Origin of the sequence: Pseudomonas fluorescens group sp. (assembly GCF_020093335.1) — a bacterium.
Lineage (GTDB): Bacteria > Pseudomonadota > Gammaproteobacteria > Pseudomonadales > Pseudomonadaceae > Aquipseudomonas > Aquipseudomonas petroselini.
In genome coordinates, this window is record NZ_JAIOKW010000008.1 from 184,208 (window position 1) to 203,908 (window position 19,701).

The window sequence follows — 19,701 nt, forward strand, 5'->3', positions numbered from 1 at the left end:
GCCCATCTGGCGAACACAGTTCACCACATGCCATCACTTTGCACCTATCCCCCCGCCCCCGACTAGCGTAAAAAAGTGCCCCTCACTCCATGAAGTCAGAGGCCTGCTATGCCTGTCGCCGTCATTGATGGACAACCGCTGCACTACGTCGACCAGGGTTCCGGCCCGGTCGTCCTATTGGGCTCAAGTTACCTGTGGGACCGCGACATGTGGGCGCCGCAGATCGAAGCCCTCTCGCAACAGTACCGTGTGATCGTGCCCGAGCTATGGGGGCATGGCGAATCAGGCCCGTTGCCGACGCAAACTCACTCCCTCGATGACCTTGCGCGCCAGATCCTGGCCCTGCTGGACCATCTGGACATCGCACACATCAACCTGGTGGGGCTCTCGGTCGGCGGCATGTGGGGCGCACGCCTGGCACTGGTGGCACCCGAGCGGATCAACAGCCTGGTGCTGATGGACACGTACCTGGGCGCCGAGCCCGAGGCCACGCGCCAGTACTATTTCTCACTGTTCAAGATGATTGAAGATGCCGGCGCCATCCCTGAGCCTTTATTGGACGTGATCGCACCGATCTTCTTCCGCCCGAACATCGACCGCGAATCCGCGCTGTACCAGGACTTCCGCAAACAATTGCAGGGCTACTCCAAAGAGCGCCTGCTGGAGAGCATCGTGCCCCTGGGCCGCTTGATCTTCAGCCGCGAGGCTGTGCTGGAGCAGTTGCCACGCCTGGACGCCGACACCACACTGGTGATGTGCGGCGAACAGGACAAACCGCGCCCACCCGCCGAGTCCGAGGAAATGGCCGAACTGATTGGTTGCAGCCTGATCCTGATCCCGCAAGCCGGGCATATCAGCGCCAGGGAAAACCCGGACTTCGTCAACGAAGCCCTGCTGACCTTTCTCGCCAACCACGCCTGACCACCCTCCCCTGTGATCGCTGCGCAGGCGCGGTGATCACAGGCGGAAGTGCCCCACCATCCCCTTGAGCTCGGCCCCCAACTGCGCCAGTTGAATACTCGACGCGGCGTTGCCCTGCATGCTCAGCGCCGACTGATCGGCACTGGCGCGGATACTGGTGACACTGCGGTTGATCTCTTCGGCCACCGAGCTTTGCTGCTCGGCCGCCGCCGCAATCTGCTGGTTCATCTGCTGGATCAACGACACCGCCACCGCGATGCTGCCCAGGGCACTTTCGGTTTCCAGCGCATCACTCACCGCCAGTTTCACCAGCTCACCGCTTTGCTGGATCTGCTGCACCGATGACTGTGCCGCGCTGCGCAAGGTGCTGACCAGCCGCTCGATCTCTTCGGTGGATTGCTGGGTGCGCTTGGCCAAGGCCCGCACCTCATCGGCCACCACCGCAAAACCGCGCCCCTGCTCGCCGGCACGCGCGGCTTCGATAGCGGCGTTGAGGGCCAGCAGGTTGGTCTGTTCGGCCACGCTTTTGATCACACTCAACACGGTGCCGATATGCTGGATCTCGGTGCTCAGGCTCTCGATGCTCGCGCTGGCGCGTGTGCTGGAGGTGGCCAGCAACTCGATGCGCTGCAAACTCTGGCGCACCACCTGTTGGCCACTGTCGACTTTGTCGTCCGCCGTCTGTGCGGCCTGCGCAGCCTCCTCGGCGTTGCGCGCCACATCGTGCACGGTGGCGGTCATCTGGTTCATCGCCGTGGCGACCTGCTCGGTTTCTTCTTTCTGGCTGCTGACTTCGACGTTGGTCTGCTCTGTCACACTGGACAAGGAATGCGCCGAGCTGGCCAGTTGCTCGATACCGGCTTGCAGGCCGCTGACCATCTGGCTCAGGCCGTTGCCCATCTGTTGCATTGCCTGCATCAACTGGCCGATTTCATCGCGGCGGCTGACCTCCATGCGCCCGCTCAAGTCACCGGCGGCAATCTGCTGGGCCACGGCGATCACACTGCGCAGCGGCGCGACGATCAACCGGGTAATCACCCACGCTGCAATCAACCCCACCAGCAAGGCCAGGGCCGAAGAGCCGATGATCAGCATCGCGCTTTTCTTCAACTGCGCCTGCATCGACAGGTCTTCGGCGGCATAGGCCTGGTTGACCCGGCCGACCACTTGCTCCGCCCGATCATGCAATTGCGTGTAGACCACCTTCTCCTGCGCCAGCAGGCCGGTGTACTCACCGAGCTTCTCGCTGAACGCGGCGATATGCCCAGCCACTTCGTTAAGCACCGTCTGGTAGCCGGGGTCCTTGACCGAGGTCTTCAGTTGCTCAACCTGAGCCAGCGCCTGGTCAGCTTGCTCGATCTTGCCTTGCTCGGCGTCGTCCTGGTCCGCCTTGCGGCTCTGGTCCAGGCGTACGTGAGCTTCGTTCATGGCTTGCAGCATCAGCCGCGACACCTGGCTGACCTGCCCCGCCTGCTCGATAAACTCGGCACCTTCCTTGCCCTGGCTTTCCTTAAGGCCATAAGCACCGTCGTCTGCCAGCCCGGCCTGCAATACGTCGAGGTTATTGGCCACGCTGGACACCGACCAACTGGCCATTTCCAACGCAAGGTCCTTGGTCTGGGTCAATTCGACAAACTCATCGAACGCCTTGCGGTATGCGGCCAGGGCCTGTTCGACCTCGGCCATGACCGGCACGTTGGCGGCCGATTCGGCTTTGAGGCTGGCGGCGAGGGCCGCCAAGGCATCCACACTTTCATGCAGCGCGTCGACGTCCTTGGGGTCGGCATGCAACGCATAGTTCTGCTCGATCAGGCGCACCTTGAGCAAGCCGCTGTTGAGCGACGACATGACCTTGAGGCCTTCGAAACGCTGGCCAACGGTTTGCAGGGACCACACGCCGATCGCCGCGACCAAGGCCGTCAACAGCAGCACGAGGGTGAAGCCCAAGCCCAGTTTTTTTGCCATACCGAGGTTGGCGAATTGTCGTTGCACGGCCGAAATCATTGCACTTGAATCCTCTTGCAATGGCAATTGCCATCGAGCCCGGTTTACATCGGCGAGATTGGCAACCACAAGGCCCTGAGCACAAGTCGTTGGCGCCACAATAATGGCAAAAAGCTACAGGTTCGTCGTTTTCAGAATGCTCGAGGTCGATCTGGCGGGTCCCATGGCGCGGAACAATGCCAAAGCCCGTTGATCAGCAGCATAGGCCACATTGATGCGTAGCCACTCACTGGGTTCGTTGGTCGGGCTGAACAACGCCCCCGGCGATAACAAAACCCCTAGACGCCGGGCACACGCCTGCAACCGTGAGTGATCCGCCTGCCCCGGCCGCGCCCACAAGAACATACCGCCGGCGGGAGTGGCGAACACCTCCCACTCCTCGTCTTCCAGCACTTGCAAGGTCGCCGCCATTTCCATACTCAAGCGCTTGCGCAAGCGTTGCACCCACTTACGATAGGTGCCATTAGCCAGCAGCGTGGCCACCACCGCCTCGGCAAACCGCGAGGTGCCGAAGCCGGTCAACGTCTTGAGGCTCGTCAATTGAGTGATGATCGCCGTGCTGGCACTGAGATAGCCCACGCGCAAGGCGCTGCTCAGGGTCTTGGAAAAGCTCGCGACGTAGATCACCCGGTCATCATGGGGCATTGCCGACAGCCGCGTGCAGCTGGCGTGTTGCAGGTCGCCGAACACGTCCTCTTCGATAATCAGGAAGTTCTCCCGGTGCGCCAGCGCCAATAAGCGCTCCGCCACCTCGCGACACAGGCTGGAGCCGGTCGGGTTGTGATACAGGCTGTTGATAAACAGGCATTTGGGCCGATGCCGCTGCAGCAAAGTTTCCAGTGCAGGAATGTCCGGGCCACCCCGCGTGCGCGGCACTTCCAGCAACTGCACACCGTGGAATGCCAGTTGCCGATAGAGGTTGCCGTACCCCGGCGTTTCGACCACCACGCAATCACCGGCCTTGAGCAGTGTGCGTATCAGCAAGTCCTGGGCATGGCTGGCGCCTGCGGTGGTGAGGATACGGTCAACGCTGCTGGCAATATGCGCCTGGGCCAGGCGCTTGAGCAGTTGCTCACGCAACGCCGGCAGACCCAATGGGGGGCTGTAGTTGAACAGCCCGGCGGTGTCGGTACGGGTGACTTCACGAATCGCGTAACTGATGTCATCGCTTTCGCGCCAGGCATCCGGCAACCAGCCGCAACCCAGCTTGAGCTCGCCCAATGGGTTATCGGCGAAAGCACCCCATTCCCGCTCAGCACCTTCGTACCACTGGCCTTCGTGCGCCTGCGGCGGCTGGGCCACCCTGAAACCTGCCCCCTGCTTGGACACCAGCAAGCCCTGGGCGACCATCCGCTCGAACGCCTCAATGACGCTGGACTGGCTGAGCAGGTTATCGAGGGCCACCTGGCGGATGGACGGTAAGCGTGTGCCAGGGCTCGCCCCACTCGTGCGAATCCATTGCGCCACTGCGCTGATGATCTGCTGCACCACCGGTACAAGGGCTTGTCGATCGATCCCTAAATCCATGCGCCACTCACTTCAACTGTCTGTTATTCAACCCGGAACAGTTAAGCACAGAAGCCCTTGTCGACCCGTCGCCAAGTTTTATTAAAGTATTGATTCTATTGGATTATTTACCTAATGATACACATTCTGACAGGGCACACTGCCAGCTATGGAAAAGCCCCACAGCCCCCCAAACGTTTTCGAATGGAGAGCGAGGTGCGGTCCTAGATCGCCGTCGCGCCACCGTCCACCGCCAACGCTTGGCCAGTGGTAAATGCCGCACCGTCGCTGCACAGGTACAGCACCGCACTGGCGATTTCCTCGACCTTGCCAATGCGCCCGACCGGATGCATGGCGGCGGCGAATTCGGCTTTGCGTGGGTCGGCTTCATAGGCACGCCGGAACATATCGGTATCGATCACCGCCGGGCACACCGCGTTGACGCGGATTTTCTTCTTCGCATACTCGATGGCCGCCGATTTGGTCAGGCCGATCACCGCATGTTTGGACGCGGCATAAATGCTCATCTTCGGCGCAGCGCCCAGCCCCGCGACCGACGCGGTGTTGACAATCGCGCCGCCGCCCTGGGCCAGCAAGAGCGGCAATTGGTGCTTCATGCACAACCACACGCCTTTGACGTTGACGCCCATGATCGCGTCGAACTCATCCAGGCTGCCGTCAGCCAGCTTACCCTTCTCGATCTCGATCCCGGCATTATTGAAGGCATAGTCCAGGCGGCCATAGGCGGCGAGGGTCTGGGCCATCAATTGCTGCACTTCCCCCTCCAGCGTGACGTTGCAGCGCACAAACAGCGCTTCGCCGCCGGCTTGGTGAATCAAGGCAACGGTGCCCTCGCCGCCCGCCGCATCCAGGTCGGCGACCACGACCTTCAAGCCTTCGGCGGCGAACGCCAACGCGGTAGCGCGGCCGATACCGGCGGCGGCACCCGTTACCAGAGCGACCTGGCCGGAAAACGTCATGCTCATAAGAAGATGTCCTGTTGGGAGAATAGCAGTGGGTCGAGTCTAGCCAACGCCGCGCCGGGCGCGTCAGCACTATCAAAAGGCCGGTTGGCGCTGCATGAATCGCAGTGATAAGAGCCACCACCCGACTATCAGCACTGTCTATCGAACGGCATTCGCGCCCTCGGTGAACCTTGCCCTCTACCCGTTCAAGGTCTATCACTTCAGGTTCATTTCCAGAAGAGTCGCTGCCATGACCGCCCAGACCAACCGCCAATTCCTGCTCGCCAAGCGCCCGGTCGGCGCGGCCACCCGGGAGACGTTCACCTACCAGGAAGTACCGGTGGGTACCCCCCAGGATGGCCAAGTGCTGGTGCGCAATGAATACCTGTCCCTCGACCCGGCCATGCGTGGCTGGATGAATGAAGGCAAGTCGTATATTCCGCCGGTCGGCATCGGTGAAGTGATGCGTGCGCTGGGCGTGGGCAAGGTGATTGCCTCGAACAACCCGAAATTCGCGGTCGGCGACTACGTCAACGGCGCCTTGGGCGTGCAGGATTACTTCCTCGGCGAGCCACGCGGCTTCTATAAGGTGGACCCGACACTCGCGCCCCTGCCCCGTTACCTGTCTGCCTTGGGCATGACCGGCATGACCGCTTACTTCGCACTGCTGGACACCGGCGCGCCCAAGGCCGGTGAAACCGTAGTGATTTCCGGCGCAGCCGGCGCCGTGGGCAGCATTGCCGGCCAGATCGCCAAGATCAAAGGCTGCCGCGTGGTGGGCATTGCTGGCGGCGCCGACAAGTGCAAGTTCCTGATGGACGAACTGGGCTTCGACGCCGCCATCGACTACAAAAGCGAAGACGTGCCCGCCGCACTCAAACGCGAGTGCCCCAAAGGTGTGGACGTGTATTTCGATAACGTCGGTGGCGATATCCTCGACGCGGTGCTCAGCCGCCTGGCGTTGAAGGCCCGCGTGGTGATTTGCGGTGCCATCAGCCAATACAACAACAAGGAAGCCGTGAAGGGCCCGGCCAACTACTTGTCACTGCTGGTCAATCGCGCGCGCATGGAAGGTTTTGTGGTGATGGATCACGCCGCAAATTTCGCCGCCGCCGGCCAGGAAATGGCCGCCTGGATGGCGCTGGGCAAGCTCAAGAGCAAGGAGGACATCGTGGAGGGGCTGGAAACGTTCCCGGAGACGCTGATGAAGTTGTTCAACGGCGAGAACTTCGGAAAGCTGGTGCTCAAGGTCAGCTGACAAGCGATAGATCTAGAGGGTGGAGATCTGAATGTGGGAGGGGGCTTGCCCCCTCCCACCTTTGACAATCAGGCGATTTCGGCGACCACGTCAGCCAACGCCTTGGCCGGATCCGCCGCCTGGCTGATCGGACGCCCAATCACCAGGTAATCCGAACCCGCGTCCAGCGCCTGACGCGGGGTCAAGATACGGCGCTGATCATCCTGGGCGCTCCCCGCCGGACGAATCCCCGGAGTCACCAGTTGCAGCGATGGATGCGCAGTTTTCAACGCCTGGGCTTCCAGCGCCGAACACACCAAGCCATCAAGGCCGGCTTTCTGCGCCAGGGCGGCCAAACGCAGCACCTGCTCCTGAGGCTCGATATCCAGGCCGATACCGGCCAGGTCCTCGCGCTCCATGCTGGTCAGCACGGTCACACCGATCAGCAAAGGTTTAGGGCCGCTGCGCTGTTCCAGCACTTCACGGCAGGCCGTCATCATGCGCAGGCCACCGGAGCAGTGCACGTTGACCATCCACACGCCCATTTCGGCGGCGGCCTTGACCGCCATGGCGGTGGTATTCGGGATGTCGTGGAATTTCAGGTCGAGGAACACCTCGAAACCTTTGTCACGCAGGGTGCCGACGATTTCCGCGGCGCAACTGGTGAACAGTTCCTTGCCGACCTTGACCCGACACAGTTTCGGGTCCAACTGGTCAGCCAGCTTCAGTGCGGCGTCACGGGTGGGGTAATCCAGGGCGACGATGATAGGCGTCTGGCAGACGGACATTGGAATGGGCTCTCAGGCAAGTCGAAATCGGCGCGGATTGTAGCGCACGCAGCGCCGTTGCGGGATCCGATGATCGGTAAATACTGCCCAACCGCCCTTGAGCGAGCATTTTTTGGGCAATTGTTTCAAAACAGATACATTCACGACATGCCCCCAACACGCCCCACCGCTAGCCTCGCTCGCACGACCCACCGACCAGCACTTCCAGCCATGTGGCTGGGCGCCTATGCTGACCGCAACAACCAGGCAGATGATCACACTATGCAGACCCCTTCCGCCCCTGTGAACGACGAGCAAAAAGGCGCGGTGATCGCCGATGACAAGCGCTGGAACACCCGTGCGCTGATTGTTGACGACGATGTGCCGATCCGCGAACTGCTGATCGACTACCTGGCGCGCTTCGGTATCCTCGCCACCGGCGTGACCGACGGCACGACCATGCGCCAGGCCATGCAAGCCGAAACCTTTGACGTGGTGGTGCTCGACCTGATGCTGCCTGGCGAGGACGGCCTGTCGCTGTGCCGCTGGCTGCGCTCAGAATCGGATATCCCGATCCTGATGCTCACCGCCCGCTGCGAACCCACCGACCGCATCATCGGCCTGGAGCTGGGCGCCGACGACTACATGTCCAAGCCGTTCGAACCCCGTGAGCTGGTGGCGCGTATCCAGACCATCCTGCGCCGGGTGCGCGATGACCGCACCGAACAGCGTGCCAATATCCGCTTCGACAACTGGCGCCTCAACAGCGTATTGCGCCAGCTGGTGGCGGATGATGGCCTGGTAGTGCCGCTGTCCAACGCCGAATTCCGCCTGCTGTGGGTGTTTATCGAGCGCCCGCGCCGGGTACTCAGCCGCGAGCAATTGCTGGATGCCGCCCGTGGTCGCTCGATCGAAGCCTTTGACCGCAGCATTGACTTGCTGGTCTCGCGCCTGCGGCAAAAACTCGGCGATGATCCCAAGGCGCCGCAACTGATCAAGACCGTGCGGGGCGAAGGCTACCTGTTCGATGCGCGGGATATTGGTTGATGCGTGCCCCCTTCAACACGCTGTTCGGTCGGCTGTTCGGCGTGTTGCTGGTGGCGATCGTGCTGGCCCATGCGCTGGCGTTCTTCTGGTTCCACCATTACGGCCAACCGCCCCCCCCACCGCCTGAACAGTTTATCGAGCAGCCGGACGGCAGGCTGGTGCCGCTGCGCAAGGAGCACCATCGCCCCTGGTTTGGCGGCCCGGTGGTGCCCCTGACGTTTCAATTCGTCTCGCTGATTATCGCCGCCTGGTACGGTGCCAAACTGTTGAGCCGACCGATCCAGCGCCTCAGCGACGCCGCCGAGCGCTTGAGCCTGGACCTCGACAGCCCGCCCCTCGACGAATCGGGACCGCGGGAGGCTCAGCAAGCGGCGTCGACCTTCAACCTGATGCAACGGCGTATCCGCGAACAGGTCAGCCAGCGTGCGCGCATGCTCGGTGCCGTGTCCCATGACCTGCGCACGCCGCTGTCACGCCTCAAGCTGCGCCTGGAACAGATCGAAGACACCAAGCTGCAGGGCCAGATGCGCCAGGACCTGGATGACATGATCGGCATGCTCGACGCCACCCTGAGCTACCTGCACGAACAACGCACCAGCGAAACCCGGCATTGGCTGGATGTGCAGGCGTTGGTGGAGTCGATGAGCGAGAACGCCCAGGACCAAGGCTGCGATGTGCAATTCGCCGGCAGCTGCGTGCCCTTGCAGGTGCAGCCGATGGCCCTGCGTTCCTGCCTCAACAACCTGATCGACAATGCCTTGCGTTATGCCGGTACTGCGCGCATCGAACTGCAAGACAGCCGTGAAGCCTTGGTCATTCGCGTTATCGACCACGGGCCGGGAATTGCGGCAGACAAACGCGAGGCGGTGTTCGAGCCGTTCTATCGGCTGGAATGCTCACGCAATCGCAATTCCGGCGGGGTCGGCCTGGGCATGACGATTTCCAAGGAGGCGGCGGAACGCCTCGGCGGTCGACTGGAGCTTGAGGAAACCCCAGGCGGTGGGTTGACTGCAGTGATGTGGTTACCGAGGACCTGAGATCCAACCCCTCACCACAGACAGCCCACACCCCCATGAGCCCTCACACCACCGTTACAGCGGCTTGTCTTCACGACGCCCCTGGGCCTGGGTCGCGCTCCAATCCATCAACAAGCTGTAGGCCACCGCCAGCAAGGTCGGGCCGATGAACAGGCCGATGAAACCAAAGGCAATCAAGCCGCCGAACACCCCGAGCAGCACGATCACCAGCGGCAGGTTGCCGCCACGGCTGATCAGGTAGGGTTTGAGCACGTTGTCCACGCCGCTGATGATGAAGGTGCCCCACACGCCAAGGAACACCGCGTAGGTGTAGTCGCCCTTCCAGGCCAGCCAGGCGGTGGCCGGGATCCACACCAGCGGCGGGCCCATGGGGATCAGGCTGAGCAGGAAGGTGACGATACCCAGCACCAACGCACCTGGTACGCCGGCGATCAGGAAACCAATCAGCGCCAGCACGGCCTGGGCGGCGGCGGTGCCGATCACGCCGTTGACCACCCGTTGGACCGTCCCCGCCACCAATTCGATGTAGTAGCCGGCGCGGTCGCCGATCAAGCGCTCCAGCAGGCGATGGACGAACATGGCCAGGCGCGGCCCGTCCCGATAGAAAAAGAACACGAAGACCAGGCTCAGGGTGAGTTCCAGGATGCCACCACCGATCTGTGCACTGCGCGCCAGCAGCCAATTGCCGACCTGCCCCAGGTACGGCTTGATGCTGACCATCAAGGCCGCGCCCTGCTGGTCGATGCTGTCCCACATTGCCACCAGCCGTTCGCCGACAAACGGGATCGAGCCGAGCCAGGTCGGTGCCGCCGGCAGGCCATCGACCTGGATATCCTTGATCAATGCCGTGGCATCGCGCACATGGTCCGCGAGGTTGAAACCCAGCCACACCAGCGGCAATGCCACCAGCAACATCCAGCACAACGTGAGGATACCGGCGGCCAGGGATTCACGCCCACCCAGCCAGCGGGTGAGCAGGACCATCAACGGCCAACTGGCAAACGCCAGCACCGCGCCCCAGAACAGCGCCGACCAGAACGGCGCCATCACCCAGAAGCTGGCACCGAACAGCACCAGCAGCAGGATTTGCACCAGCAGGCGATCGTTATTGAGCATGGAGTATCTCTAGAGGAAGGCTGTAGGAAGAGAGCTTAGGCGAACGGCGCGGGTCCGTTCGCCTCTTAACGGTCAGCGTATCAGATGCAGGTGCAGGCCTTTGGTTTCAGCAGTACCGGTTTCCATGCGCGCGGCGCGCACGCCTTTGTCGACCAGGGCCTGGCGCCAGGCTTCGGCATTCGGGCCGGTCAGGCTGACGCGCAAGGTGGCGTCAAGGTTCAACCCACGGGAAATCAGGGTCAGCCAGGTGTCGTCAGGGTCGCCGCCGAGCGCTGGAAAATCCAGCTCGCCGGTGCTTTTCAACTCGCGCAGCAGGGTCGCCGAGGTGGGCAACAGGTTGCCCAGCGGCGCGTTGGCGTCCAGTTGTTCCACATGCAGATAGGCGCGGCGATTGCCACGGGTGATGCCGTACAGCGCCACCAGGGAGTTGTCCTGCGGGGCGGCCAGGCGCAGCAGCAGGTATTCCTGTTGGCCATCGGCACCGACGAGCTTGGCGTTGCCGAATACTTCATTGGCCCACAGGCTGCTTTCGCCACAATCGCGGGCCTGGCACCAGAACAACAGCTGCGCGCCCTTCGCCTGCAACGCTTCACGCGTAGCGGTAAACGCGGCACTGGAGGTGTGCTCGGCGGGCAGCTCATAGGTAATCGCCGTGGCGTGCCCACGGGCGGTGGCCTGCCCTTCGTAACGCAGTTGGCCGCTGATCTTGCGGATCGCGCCCATCGGGTAGATGCGTTCCTTCTCTTCGGCGGGGCGGTAGTCGACGATCTGTGAGTCGACCTGACGTGACACTGCCGGTAAATCCTGGCTTCCTGGCACATCGGCGGCGAACACCAGGGGACTGAAACAGCACAGCCCGAGGGCACGGATAGATCCTTTACGTAGGCTCATCGGATCAATGAGCCCTGGCCATCGGAGCGCACAGCGGTGTTGAGATGGTTCATGGTTGACTCCCTTTCAATCCGCCCAGCCTCGGCAGTTGACCGCGCCAAGTCAAGGCGTGGTGAAGAACCGATTGAAACAGTCTGCAACAAGGACCGCGCCGGGCTCATCATTCAGGTGTAAATGATGGCCACCCGGCAGCGTGGTGACCGTAAAGGGTAGTTGAGAAAGCAATTCTGAATGTTTCGCCAGCATGCCGTCGGCAGCCACCACCAACTGCGTAGGGCAACTGACGCGCCGTACGAAAGCCATGGCCTGTTCGTCGGTCAGGCGCATCGGCGAAGCGAGGGTCAAGCGACTGTCGGTACGCCAGGTGTAGCCGCCCGGCACCGGCATCAAACCGCGCTGGGCCAGCAGTTGCGCGGCTTCGCGACTGACCGCCACCACGCCTTTCATGCGCGCCTCGACCGCTCGGTCCAGGGTGTTATAGACCGGCTTGCGCTTGTCCTGCAGGTTCAATTGCGCCTGCAAGGCCATGCCCAGCCGCTCGGCGGCGTTCTCACCGCTGGCGGTCGGCGGGATCACCCCGTCGATCAATCCCAGGTGCGTCACGCGCTCCGGCAACGCACCCGCCAGCACCAGGGACACGATGGCGCCGAGGGAGTGGCCAAGTAATGCAAAACGTTTCCAACCCAACTGCTCGGCGACTTGCAGCACGTCATACACGTAATCCCACAAGGCATAACCGGCGCCGCTAGGACGATGCGCCGAATGCCCGTGCCCGGCCATGTCCAGGGCAACGATGCGCAGGCCCTGAAGTTTGGGCGCCAGTCGCGCAAAACTGTTGGCGTTGTCCAGCCAGCCATGCAGGGCGATCACCGGCAAACCGTCCTCGGGGCCGAACAGATGGGCCGCCAGTTCGATATGCGGCAGGCTCAAGCGCACCTCTTCAACCGGCGTGCTCATGCGCAACTCTGCTCGCGGGCTTCCCAGCGGGAGAACAACTGCTTGATCAAGGCCGCGGTGTCCTGGGGGCGTTCAAGGGGGAACATGTGGCCGCCGGGCATGGTGAGCATTTCACCCATGGGCAGGCGCCCGACACCGCTGGCGTGGTGACGCATCACCACCCGGCTCTGCCGGCCGCGCACGACGGCCAGCGGCACTTTCAATTGGCGCACCTGGCCGGGGCTGGTATGGGGCACGCCACGGTAGATGCTGATTTCGGTGGCCGGGTCGAAGCGCAAGCGCAGGCGATCGCCCACCTGATGCAGGCCATGTTGCAGGTAAGCGTCGAAGCATTCCGGGTCAAAGCCACGGAACAGGGTCTTGCCGGCGAAATAGCTGCGTGCGGCGTCCAGGTCGCTGAACTCTTCGCGCCGCCCCAGGGTACGCCCGGCCGGGGTCAGGCGGTCGATAAACCCGAAGCGCTTGGCCGCGCGGATCACCCAGCGGTCGGCACGGGTCAGCACCGGCGAATCCAGCATCACCACGCCGCGATACAGCTGCGGGCAACGCATGGCCGCGTGCAGGTGCAAGACCCCCCCGAGGGAATGGCCCACGCCCCACACCGGTGCCGGTTGCTGCTCCAGATGATGGATCAGTTCGTCCACCAGGTTCTGCCAGTTGTCGTCCACCGGAAACCTGGGGTCGTGACCGTGTTGCGGCAGGTGAGCCACTGCGTATTCCGGCGCCAGGGCGGCAAACAACTTGCCGTAGGTGGCCGAAGGGAAACCATTGGCGTGGGCAAAAAACACATGCTGCGACATACCGGATCCATCTACAAAAACAGAGATTGATTGTCACCATGCCCGACGTACACAGCAATGACTGTAACTGCCAGGAATGATGACACTCACGCCACGCCTATCGCGCCGGTGGGGTCTCGCCCAGCGGCACCACGGCCATGGTCAGGCGCGACACGCAGCTGGTTTTGCCATCATCACTGGTCAAGCGGATGTCCCAGACCTGGGTGGTGCGGCCAATGTGGATCGCCTTGGCCACCGCCGTTACGCGCCCGCTGCGCACACCGCGCAGGTGGTTGGCGTTGACCTCCAGCCCCACGCAATAGAACTTGCTGGCGTCGATGCACAGGTAGGCCGCCATGGAGCCGACGCTCTCGGCCAACACCACCGACGCGCCGCCGTGCAGCAGGCCGTAGGGCTGGTGGGTGCGATGATCGACCACCATGCTGGCGGTCAGGGAGTCGTCGTCGAAGCTTTCAAAGCGGATATCCAACAGTTCACCGATGGTGTTTTTCTGGGCCGCATTGAGTTGGTCGATATTCGGTTGGGTACGCCAGAGGCTCATGCCGTTGTCCTTGTTGGTTTTATGATGATCCTAATCCTGCCACAGAACGGTTTCGGAACGCTCGCTCCATGCCTGGAATTGTGCACCGTAAGTCGATTCGATCACGTTGCGCTTGATCTTCAAGGTCGGGGTCAGGAAGCCGTTCTCCACCGCCCAGTTGTCTTTCACCACCACCAGTTGGCGCAGGCGTTCATGCTTATCCAGCGCCTGGTTGACCTGTGCCAGCCAACGCTCAAGGCTGCTGCGCAGTGCGTGCGGGTCCTCGCTCACCGCCGATAACACGCACAACCCTATCGGCGCGGGCAGCCCATCCCCCACTACGCACACCTGCTCGATACGCGCATGTTCAGCCAAGCGGTTTTCAATCGGCGCCGGCGCCACGTATTTGCCTTTGCTGGTCTTGAAGATTTCCTTGAGCCGCCCGGTCAGGCGCAGGCGACCATCGGCATCCTGTTCGCCCTTGTCGCCGGTGCGCAGGAAACCATCGGCGGTAATCGTCTCGGCGGTTTTCTGCGGGTCTTTGTAGTAACCGAGCATAGTCGCACCGCTGCGCACCTGGACTTCGCCTTCGGGGTCGATACGTACTTCCACGCCGGGGCACGGCAGGCCGATCCAGCCGAGGGTCTGCTGGCCGGGGCGGCACACGTGGGAGTAGCCGCAACTTTCGGTCATGCCGTACACCTCCAGCACATCCAGGCCCAGGCGTTGATACCAGCGCAGCAGCGCCTCGGGCACCGGCGCCGCGCCCGACAGGGCAATGCGCAACGCGTCCAGGCCCAGGCCGGCGAGCACCTTGTGGCCCACCCGCTTGCCGATGAAAGGCAGGCGCAGCAGGGTGTCCAGGCGCTTCTCGGGGATTTTGGCGTAGACGCCCATCTGGAATTTGGTCCAGATACGCGGCACTCCAAACAGGGCGGTCGGACGCGCCCTACGCAGATCGGTCAGAAACGTATCCAGGCTTTCGGCGAAAAATACCGTTTGCCCGGTGTAGATCGCCGCCATTTCTACAAACATGCGCTCCGCCACATGACACAGCGGCAAGTACGACAGTAGCCGGTCGCCCTCCCCCAACCCGAACAGCTCGGTGCCACGGGTGGCGGCAAACCCCAGCGCGCCGAAGCTGTGCATCACGCCCTTGGGCAGGCCGGTCGTGCCGGAGGTGTAGATGATGGTGGCCAGGTCCGTAGCGGCCAGCAGCGGCTCGTCCTGGATCGGCGAACAGGCTTGCAGGTCAGCCCAGCTGAAATCGAACGTGCCGGTCGGGCACAGCGGCAAGCTGATGGTCGGGACATTGGACGGCACGCCAGGCGCCATCGCGGGCCAGTCGTCGAGTTTGCCGATAAACACCAGCGCCGCCTCGGAATGGGTCAGCACATGGGCAACGGAGTCGGCGGTGAGGTTGGGGTACAGCGGCACTGAGACGTGCCCGGCCATCCAGATGGCCAGGTCGGCGATGATCCAGTGGGCACAGTTTTTCGAGATCAGGGCAATGTGCGAGCCCTGGGGCAACGCGCGGGCCCGCAGCCAGTGCGCGGCGCAACGGGCCTGGTGGCCGACATCACCCCAGGTGAGGGGCTGCACCTCGCCGCCGCCAGAGGGCTGGACCAGGAAGGTTTGGCGCGGATGACGCGCTTCACGTTCGAAGAAGACCTGCAACGGCAAACGAAAAGCGACGGGCATGGGACGCGCTCCTTTGTGGTCCGACAATAGCCAACCAAGCACTTGCTTGGTTGACTATATAGCACACACAAAGCAGCGATCCAGCCTAAGGTTTTTTTACGCTCACCAGGCTCATCAGCCCCGCCAGCGGGAAATCCCCCTCCAGTTCCGCCAGGCTGGCGGTGTGCATCGGCTGTGGCTGACGCTGATGGCCATGCTGCAAAAAGCTGATCAGGTTGCCCACCAGCGGCTGGTGGCTGACCAGCAGCACGTTGTCATCGGTGTCGAGCTTGTCCAGCACCTGCAGCGGGTTGCCCTCGGGGGTGAGCCACGGCACCGTGCGAACCTCCGGTTCGAACCCCAGCACCTCGCGCACCAGTTGCGCGGTCTGCTGCGCCCGCACATAGGGGCTGGCGATGATCGCGCTGAGGGGCTGGCCCATCAGCTGCGCAGCACTGCGCAATACTTCGGCGCAGCCATGCTCGGTGAGGTTGCGCTCGGCGTCGGTGCGCGCATGCCCTTCGGCCTCACCGTGGCGCAGTATCCACACCTTCATAGCTTCGGCTCTTCGTCACGGACCGGGTGCGGCGCCGGCGGCACGCTGTGGGCAGCTTCGCCCTCCGGCGCGCGCGGGGTCGGCCAGTCGGCGAACGGCCACGGTTTCTGTTCGGAGTGGAAGCTGCCGAAACGGCCGATCTGTGCGAGGAACTGGCTGAGGCTGTCGCCGAAGTTCATCAGCCCCAGGTTCGGTGCGCCATAGATCAATCTGTAAACCAACTGCACCACCACCAGCGCGCCGAGCAGGAACTGCGCCACCTGCCACACCAGGGCAAACACCAGCATCCACAGGATGCGCAGGGCAATGGACTCGTACTTGGGGGCTGCTTTCGGATCGTTCATGACGCGTTCCTCAGTTGAAACCACTGGTGGAAATAAAGTCGACATCGGTTTTCGGCTCGGCGCGCATCAGCAGCTCGATGACTTGGTTCAAGGTGCGCCCTTCAAACAGGATCGCGTGCAACCCGGCGACCAGCGGCATGTACACCCCGACTTCCTGGGCCTTGGCCTTGAGCACCTTGAGGGTGTTGACGCCTTCGGCCACTTCGCCCAGGCGCGTGACCGCGTCTTCCAGGCTCAGGCCCTGGCCGAGGGCAAAGCCGACCTGATAGTTGCGGCTTTTCGGCGAGGAGCAGGTGACGATCAAGTCGCCCACGCCCGCCAGACCCAGGAAGGTCATCGGGTTGGCGCCCTGGTTCACCGCAAAGCGGGTCATCTCCGCCAAGGCGCGGGTGATCAGCATGCTTTTGGTGTTTTCGCCCATGCCCAGCGCCACGGCCATGCCGGCAATGATCGCGTAGACGTTTTTCAGCGCACCGCCCAACTCGACGCCAAAGCGGTCGCTGCTGGCGTAGACGCGGAAGGTACGGCCATGCAGCACGGCCTGGACGCGCTCGCACAGCTCTTCGTCTTCACTGGCGACCACCGTGGCGGTCAGCGCGTGCTCGGCGACTTCCCGTGCCAGGTTGGGCCCGGACAGCACGCCAATGCGCGCCTGGGGCGCGATCTCTTCGAGGATTTCGCTCATCAGTTTGAAGGTCTGCGCCTCGATGCCCTTGGTCAGGCTGACCAGCAGCTTGCCCGCCAGGCGTTCGGCGTGGGGCGCCAGCACCGAGCGCAACGCGCTGGACGGCAGCGCGACGAAGCACAGATCACAGGCCGTAAGGGTTTCCAGCAGGTCGGTAACAGGCTCGACTGCCGGATGAATCTTGATGCCTTTGAGGTAACGCGGATTTTCCCGGTGCACCCGAATGGCCTCGGCCTGCTCGGGATCGCGCATCCATTGGCGCACAGCGTGACCGTTCTCGGCCAGCAGGTTAGCCACGGCGGTACCAAAACTTCCGCCTCCCAGGACCGCGATAGGGCGCTGTTCAGTCATATGCAATCCGTTAATCCATACCAGTGGCGATGGCGGCATTATACGGGCCGACCCGCTTGCGGCCAGCCCCCCTAGCAATTCGTGCGTTTGTCGGAAAACGCCACGCTTACATGAAGTAATTGCAAGTCGGGCGACTGGCAAAAGGCCCCACCTCAGTTAACATGGGCGGCTATCCGTAATTATCAAGGCTGCGCCGTGTATTTGGGCCCTCCTCCTCGTTCATCCCTATGGTTGATGTTGTTGTGCAGCGCACCGGTGCTGGCCGACGACCTGTTCCTCGACAGCCAACCGCTGCCGCAAGTGCTGACCGCCACGCGCCTCAAGCAATCGGCCGCCGCCGTGCCCGGCAGCATGACCGTGATCGACAGCGAGCTGATCAAGGCCAGCGGTGCGCGGGACATCAGTGAGTTGCTGCGCCTGGTACCGGGGATGATGGTCGGCTACACCACCGGCAACCAGGCGGCGGTGAACTACCACGGCACCAGTGCCAGCGACGCGCGGCGCATGCAGGTGTTGATCGACGGCCGTTCGGTGTACCGCGCAGGCCTGGCCACTGTGGACTGGAGTGACATTCCGGTGGCCATGGAAGATATCGAGCGCATCGAAGTCTTCCGCGGCCCCAACACCGTCAGCTATGGCGCCAATGCCTTGATGGCGGTGGTGAACATTCTTACGCGCTCACCGGCCAACAGCCACGGTACGCGGGTCAAAGTGGTGCGTGGCGAACGCGGCATCAATGACTTCTATGCCAGCCAGGGCGTGGGCTGGGAAACCGGCGACTTGCGCCTGTCCCTCTCCGGGCAACAGGACGACGGCTTCGACAGCGATGCCGCGGGCGCCGACCGCCGTGACGGCCGCCGCCTCAACCGCTTCAGCCTGGCGGTCAGCCAGATGCTGAACACCCAACAAAGCCTCGACTGGCAACTGGATGCGAAGGAAGGCACCAACCAGCGTCCTTATACCTACAGTCCGGTATTTGCCGGAATTACCGAAGGCGGCAACAATTCCGACGTCACGGCCAAGGACTACGCCGGCTCCCTGCGTTGGAATGTCGACTTCAACCCTGACCACAGCCTGTATATCCAGGGCTCGGCCCAGCAATGGGACCGCCGGCAAATCTGGAAAGCCTGTGATGCCAAGGTCTCGTTCAGCCCTGAGCTGACCCAGTTGTGGCAGTTGAACCCCAACTACGCCGAACTGCTCGCCCGGCATATGGACACCTACAGCCAGGGCAGCGCGCCACCGGGCAGCGCCGCCGAGCAGGCCCTGGCCAACCAGGTACTGAACCAATGGCGCAACGGCGCCAACCAGAGCGTGTGCGGTGACATCGACCAGAGCACCCGCGAAAGCCGCTACGACCTGGAGATTCAAGACACCCTCAGCCTGTCCGACAGCCTGCGCCTGGTCAGCGGCATGAACTACCGCTATGACCGCGCCGACTCCGACACCTATTTCAATGGCACCCTGGACGACACCACCTGGCGTTTGTTCGGCCAGATGGAATGGCGCGCCAGCGAACATTGGCTGCTGCAAGGCGGCGCGATGTATGAGGACACCCACCTGAGCGGCAACTCGCTGACACCGCGAGTGGCGGTCAACTACCTGATCAACCCGCGCCACGGCCTGCGCGCGGTGTATTCCGAGGCCATCCGCTCGCCGGACATGTTTGAGAACAACGTCAACTGGAGCTACCGCGTCACCAACCTCAGCTCCCCCGCCTATGGGCAGACCACCGGGCAATACTTCGTAAAGACCCGTGGCCCGGGCAACCTCGATAAAGAGCTGATGAAGTCACGGGAACTGGGGTACAACGGTTTCTTTGCCGACATCGGGCTGAACATGGACGTGAAACTGTTTTACGACGAAATCACCGACATGATCAGTTCGCCGCTGCGCAATAACCAGTACATCGCCAGCAACGCCAACAGCTCGCGGTTTACCGGCGCCGAATCGCAGTTCGACTGGCGCGTCAGCAATGCCGACCGCCTGCGGCTCACCTATGCTTACGTCGACGCCACTACCAGCAACCCTTTGGACAAAGCGCAAACCGCACGTAACAGTGGCTCCGCCGGCTGGTTGCGCGAATGGGGCCAGGGCTGGTCCAGTGCGCTGTTCTACTACGGCGATGACGCGCTCAACCAATATCGCTTCGAACGGGTCGACCTGCGGGTGGCCAAGCGCATTGCCCTGGGCAAAGCCAACGTGGAGCTGGCCGGCATGTTGCAACAACGCCTCGATAACCAGCCCACTACGTGGGCCGATAACAATTATGACCATCGCCATGTGCTCTACTTCAGCGCGGAGTTAGAGTTCTGAC

Annotated in this window: 18 protein-coding genes and 1 pseudogene; 5 read left to right on the forward strand and 14 right to left on the reverse strand. The window is 62.7% G+C overall.

Features of this window, described 5'->3' with window-relative positions:
* The first annotated feature begins 108 nt into the window (after positions 1–108).
* The gene (locus K7431_RS12100; protein ID WP_012723123.1) at positions 109–921 is read left to right on the forward strand and encodes an alpha/beta fold hydrolase; all 813 of its coding nucleotides are present in this window, start codon (positions 109–111) and stop codon (positions 919–921) included.
* Positions 922–957: 36 nt separating this feature from the next.
* On the opposite strand, the gene K7431_RS31115 is transcribed toward K7431_RS12100, so the two are convergent.
* The 4 genes and pseudogenes from K7431_RS31115 to K7431_RS12115 form a co-directional block, all read right to left on the reverse strand.
* Positions 958–1,875, reverse strand: a complete 918-nt coding sequence (locus K7431_RS31115; RefSeq protein WP_370636081.1) for a methyl-accepting chemotaxis protein — start codon at positions 1,873–1,875, stop codon at positions 958–960.
* Positions 1,864–2,925, reverse strand: a pseudogene (locus tag K7431_RS31120) (HAMP domain-containing protein); the annotation flags it as partial. The pseudogene K7431_RS31120 and the gene K7431_RS31115, both read right to left, overlap by 12 nt.
* Positions 2,926–3,039: 114 nt before the next feature.
* A complete protein-coding gene (locus K7431_RS12110) occupies positions 3,040–4,452 on the reverse strand; it encodes an aminotransferase-like domain-containing protein (protein ID WP_012723121.1) in 1,413 nt (470 codons plus the stop codon).
* Between the two features lie 203 nt (positions 4,453–4,655).
* Positions 4,656–5,417, reverse strand: a complete 762-nt coding sequence (locus K7431_RS12115) for an SDR family oxidoreductase (protein ID WP_012723120.1) — start codon at positions 5,415–5,417, stop codon at positions 4,656–4,658.
* A 229-nt stretch (positions 5,418–5,646) separates the two neighbouring features.
* Between K7431_RS12115 and K7431_RS12120 the strand changes: the two genes are divergently transcribed.
* A complete protein-coding gene (locus tag K7431_RS12120; RefSeq protein WP_012723119.1) occupies positions 5,647–6,654 on the forward strand; it encodes an NADP-dependent oxidoreductase in 1,008 nt (335 codons plus the stop codon).
* Positions 6,655–6,722: 68 nt separating this feature from the next.
* On the opposite strand, the gene pyrF is transcribed toward K7431_RS12120, so the two are convergent.
* Entirely contained in the window at positions 6,723–7,421 is a 699-nt protein-coding gene (pyrF, locus tag K7431_RS12125) for an orotidine-5'-phosphate decarboxylase (RefSeq protein WP_012723118.1), read from the reverse strand.
* Between the two features lie 261 nt (positions 7,422–7,682).
* Here pyrF and K7431_RS12130 point away from each other — a divergent pair, with 261 nt between their 5' ends.
* Positions 7,683–8,447: a response regulator gene (locus K7431_RS12130; protein WP_043206166.1), complete on the forward strand. Its 765-nt coding sequence runs from the start codon at positions 7,683–7,685 to the stop codon at positions 8,445–8,447.
* Complete coding sequence (locus K7431_RS12135; protein WP_043205037.1) at positions 8,447–9,484, forward strand: sensor histidine kinase; 1,038 nt, start codon at positions 8,447–8,449, stop codon at positions 9,482–9,484. The genes K7431_RS12130 and K7431_RS12135 overlap by 1 nt, the downstream gene beginning before the upstream one ends.
* Positions 9,485–9,538: 54 nt before the next feature.
* On the opposite strand, the gene K7431_RS12140 is transcribed toward K7431_RS12135, so the two are convergent.
* The 9 genes from K7431_RS12140 to K7431_RS12180 form a co-directional block, all read right to left on the reverse strand.
* Positions 9,539–10,600, reverse strand: a complete 1,062-nt coding sequence (locus tag K7431_RS12140; RefSeq protein WP_012723115.1) for an AI-2E family transporter — start codon at positions 10,598–10,600, stop codon at positions 9,539–9,541.
* A gap of 72 nt (positions 10,601–10,672) precedes the next feature.
* Entirely contained in the window at positions 10,673–11,491 is an 819-nt protein-coding gene (locus K7431_RS12145; protein WP_012723114.1) for a DUF4892 domain-containing protein, read from the reverse strand.
* Between the two features lie 102 nt (positions 11,492–11,593).
* On the reverse strand, positions 11,594–12,448 hold the full coding sequence (locus tag K7431_RS12150) for an alpha/beta hydrolase (protein WP_012723113.1): 855 nt from the start codon (positions 12,446–12,448) through the stop codon (positions 11,594–11,596).
* On the reverse strand, positions 12,445–13,248 hold the full coding sequence (locus K7431_RS12155) for an alpha/beta fold hydrolase (RefSeq protein ID WP_012723112.1): 804 nt from the start codon (positions 13,246–13,248) through the stop codon (positions 12,445–12,447). The genes K7431_RS12150 and K7431_RS12155 overlap by 4 nt, the downstream gene beginning before the upstream one ends.
* A 97-nt stretch (positions 13,249–13,345) precedes the next feature.
* Entirely contained in the window at positions 13,346–13,789 is a 444-nt protein-coding gene (locus tag K7431_RS12160) for a hotdog fold thioesterase (RefSeq protein ID WP_012723111.1), read from the reverse strand.
* Between the two features lie 30 nt (positions 13,790–13,819).
* The gene (locus tag K7431_RS12165; protein WP_012723110.1) at positions 13,820–15,469 is read right to left on the reverse strand and encodes an AMP-binding protein; all 1,650 of its coding nucleotides are present in this window, start codon (positions 15,467–15,469) and stop codon (positions 13,820–13,822) included.
* Positions 15,470–15,554: 85 nt separating this feature from the next.
* Entirely contained in the window at positions 15,555–16,004 is a 450-nt protein-coding gene (sixA, locus tag K7431_RS12170) for a phosphohistidine phosphatase SixA (protein WP_012723109.1), read from the reverse strand.
* Positions 16,001–16,348 (reverse strand): DUF4389 domain-containing protein, encoded by a 348-nt coding sequence (locus K7431_RS12175; RefSeq protein WP_012723108.1) that lies wholly within the window; start codon positions 16,346–16,348, stop codon positions 16,001–16,003. The genes sixA and K7431_RS12175 overlap by 4 nt, the downstream gene beginning before the upstream one ends.
* Positions 16,349–16,358: 10 nt before the next feature.
* A complete protein-coding gene (locus K7431_RS12180) occupies positions 16,359–17,384 on the reverse strand; it encodes an NAD(P)H-dependent glycerol-3-phosphate dehydrogenase (RefSeq protein WP_012723107.1) in 1,026 nt (341 codons plus the stop codon).
* 195 nt (positions 17,385–17,579) lie between these two features.
* On the opposite strand from K7431_RS12180, the gene K7431_RS12185 reads away from it, so the two are divergent.
* On the forward strand, positions 17,580–19,700 hold the full coding sequence (locus K7431_RS12185; RefSeq protein WP_012723106.1) for a TonB-dependent receptor plug domain-containing protein: 2,121 nt from the start codon (positions 17,580–17,582) through the stop codon (positions 19,698–19,700).
* Position 19,701: the final 1 nt, after the last annotated feature.

Bases quoted from the DNA above. Each gene is read 5' to 3' on its own strand.
- K7431_RS12100 (WP_012723123.1), top strand. From the start codon at position 109: ATGCCTGTCGCCGTCATTGATGGACAACCGCTGCACTACGTCGACCAG.
- K7431_RS31115 (WP_370636081.1), bottom strand. From the start codon at position 1,875: ATGGAGGTCAGCCGCCGCGATGAAATCGGCCAGTTGATGCAGGCAATG.
- K7431_RS12110 (WP_012723121.1), bottom strand. From the start codon at position 4,452: ATGGATTTAGGGATCGATCGACAAGCCCTTGTACCGGTGGTGCAGCAG.
- K7431_RS12115 (WP_012723120.1), bottom strand. From the start codon at position 5,417: ATGAGCATGACGTTTTCCGGCCAGGTCGCTCTGGTAACGGGTGCCGCC.
- K7431_RS12120 (WP_012723119.1), top strand. From the start codon at position 5,647: ATGACCGCCCAGACCAACCGCCAATTCCTGCTCGCCAAGCGCCCGGTC.
- pyrF (WP_012723118.1), bottom strand. From the start codon at position 7,421: ATGTCCGTCTGCCAGACGCCTATCATCGTCGCCCTGGATTACCCCACC.
- K7431_RS12130 (WP_043206166.1), top strand. From the start codon at position 7,683: ATGCAGACCCCTTCCGCCCCTGTGAACGACGAGCAAAAAGGCGCGGTG.
- K7431_RS12135 (WP_043205037.1), top strand. From the start codon at position 8,447: ATGCGTGCCCCCTTCAACACGCTGTTCGGTCGGCTGTTCGGCGTGTTG.
- K7431_RS12140 (WP_012723115.1), bottom strand. From the start codon at position 10,600: ATGCTCAATAACGATCGCCTGCTGGTGCAAATCCTGCTGCTGGTGCTG.
- K7431_RS12145 (WP_012723114.1), bottom strand. From the start codon at position 11,491: ATGAGCCTACGTAAAGGATCTATCCGTGCCCTCGGGCTGTGCTGTTTC.
- K7431_RS12150 (WP_012723113.1), bottom strand. From the start codon at position 12,448: ATGAGCACGCCGGTTGAAGAGGTGCGCTTGAGCCTGCCGCATATCGAA.
- K7431_RS12155 (WP_012723112.1), bottom strand. From the start codon at position 13,248: ATGTCGCAGCATGTGTTTTTTGCCCACGCCAATGGTTTCCCTTCGGCC.
- K7431_RS12160 (WP_012723111.1), bottom strand. From the start codon at position 13,789: ATGAGCCTCTGGCGTACCCAACCGAATATCGACCAACTCAATGCGGCC.
- K7431_RS12165 (WP_012723110.1), bottom strand. From the start codon at position 15,469: ATGCCCGTCGCTTTTCGTTTGCCGTTGCAGGTCTTCTTCGAACGTGAA.
- sixA (WP_012723109.1), bottom strand. From the start codon at position 16,004: ATGAAGGTGTGGATACTGCGCCACGGTGAGGCCGAAGGGCATGCGCGC.
- K7431_RS12175 (WP_012723108.1), bottom strand. From the start codon at position 16,348: ATGAACGATCCGAAAGCAGCCCCCAAGTACGAGTCCATTGCCCTGCGC.
- K7431_RS12180 (WP_012723107.1), bottom strand. From the start codon at position 17,384: ATGACTGAACAGCGCCCTATCGCGGTCCTGGGAGGCGGAAGTTTTGGT.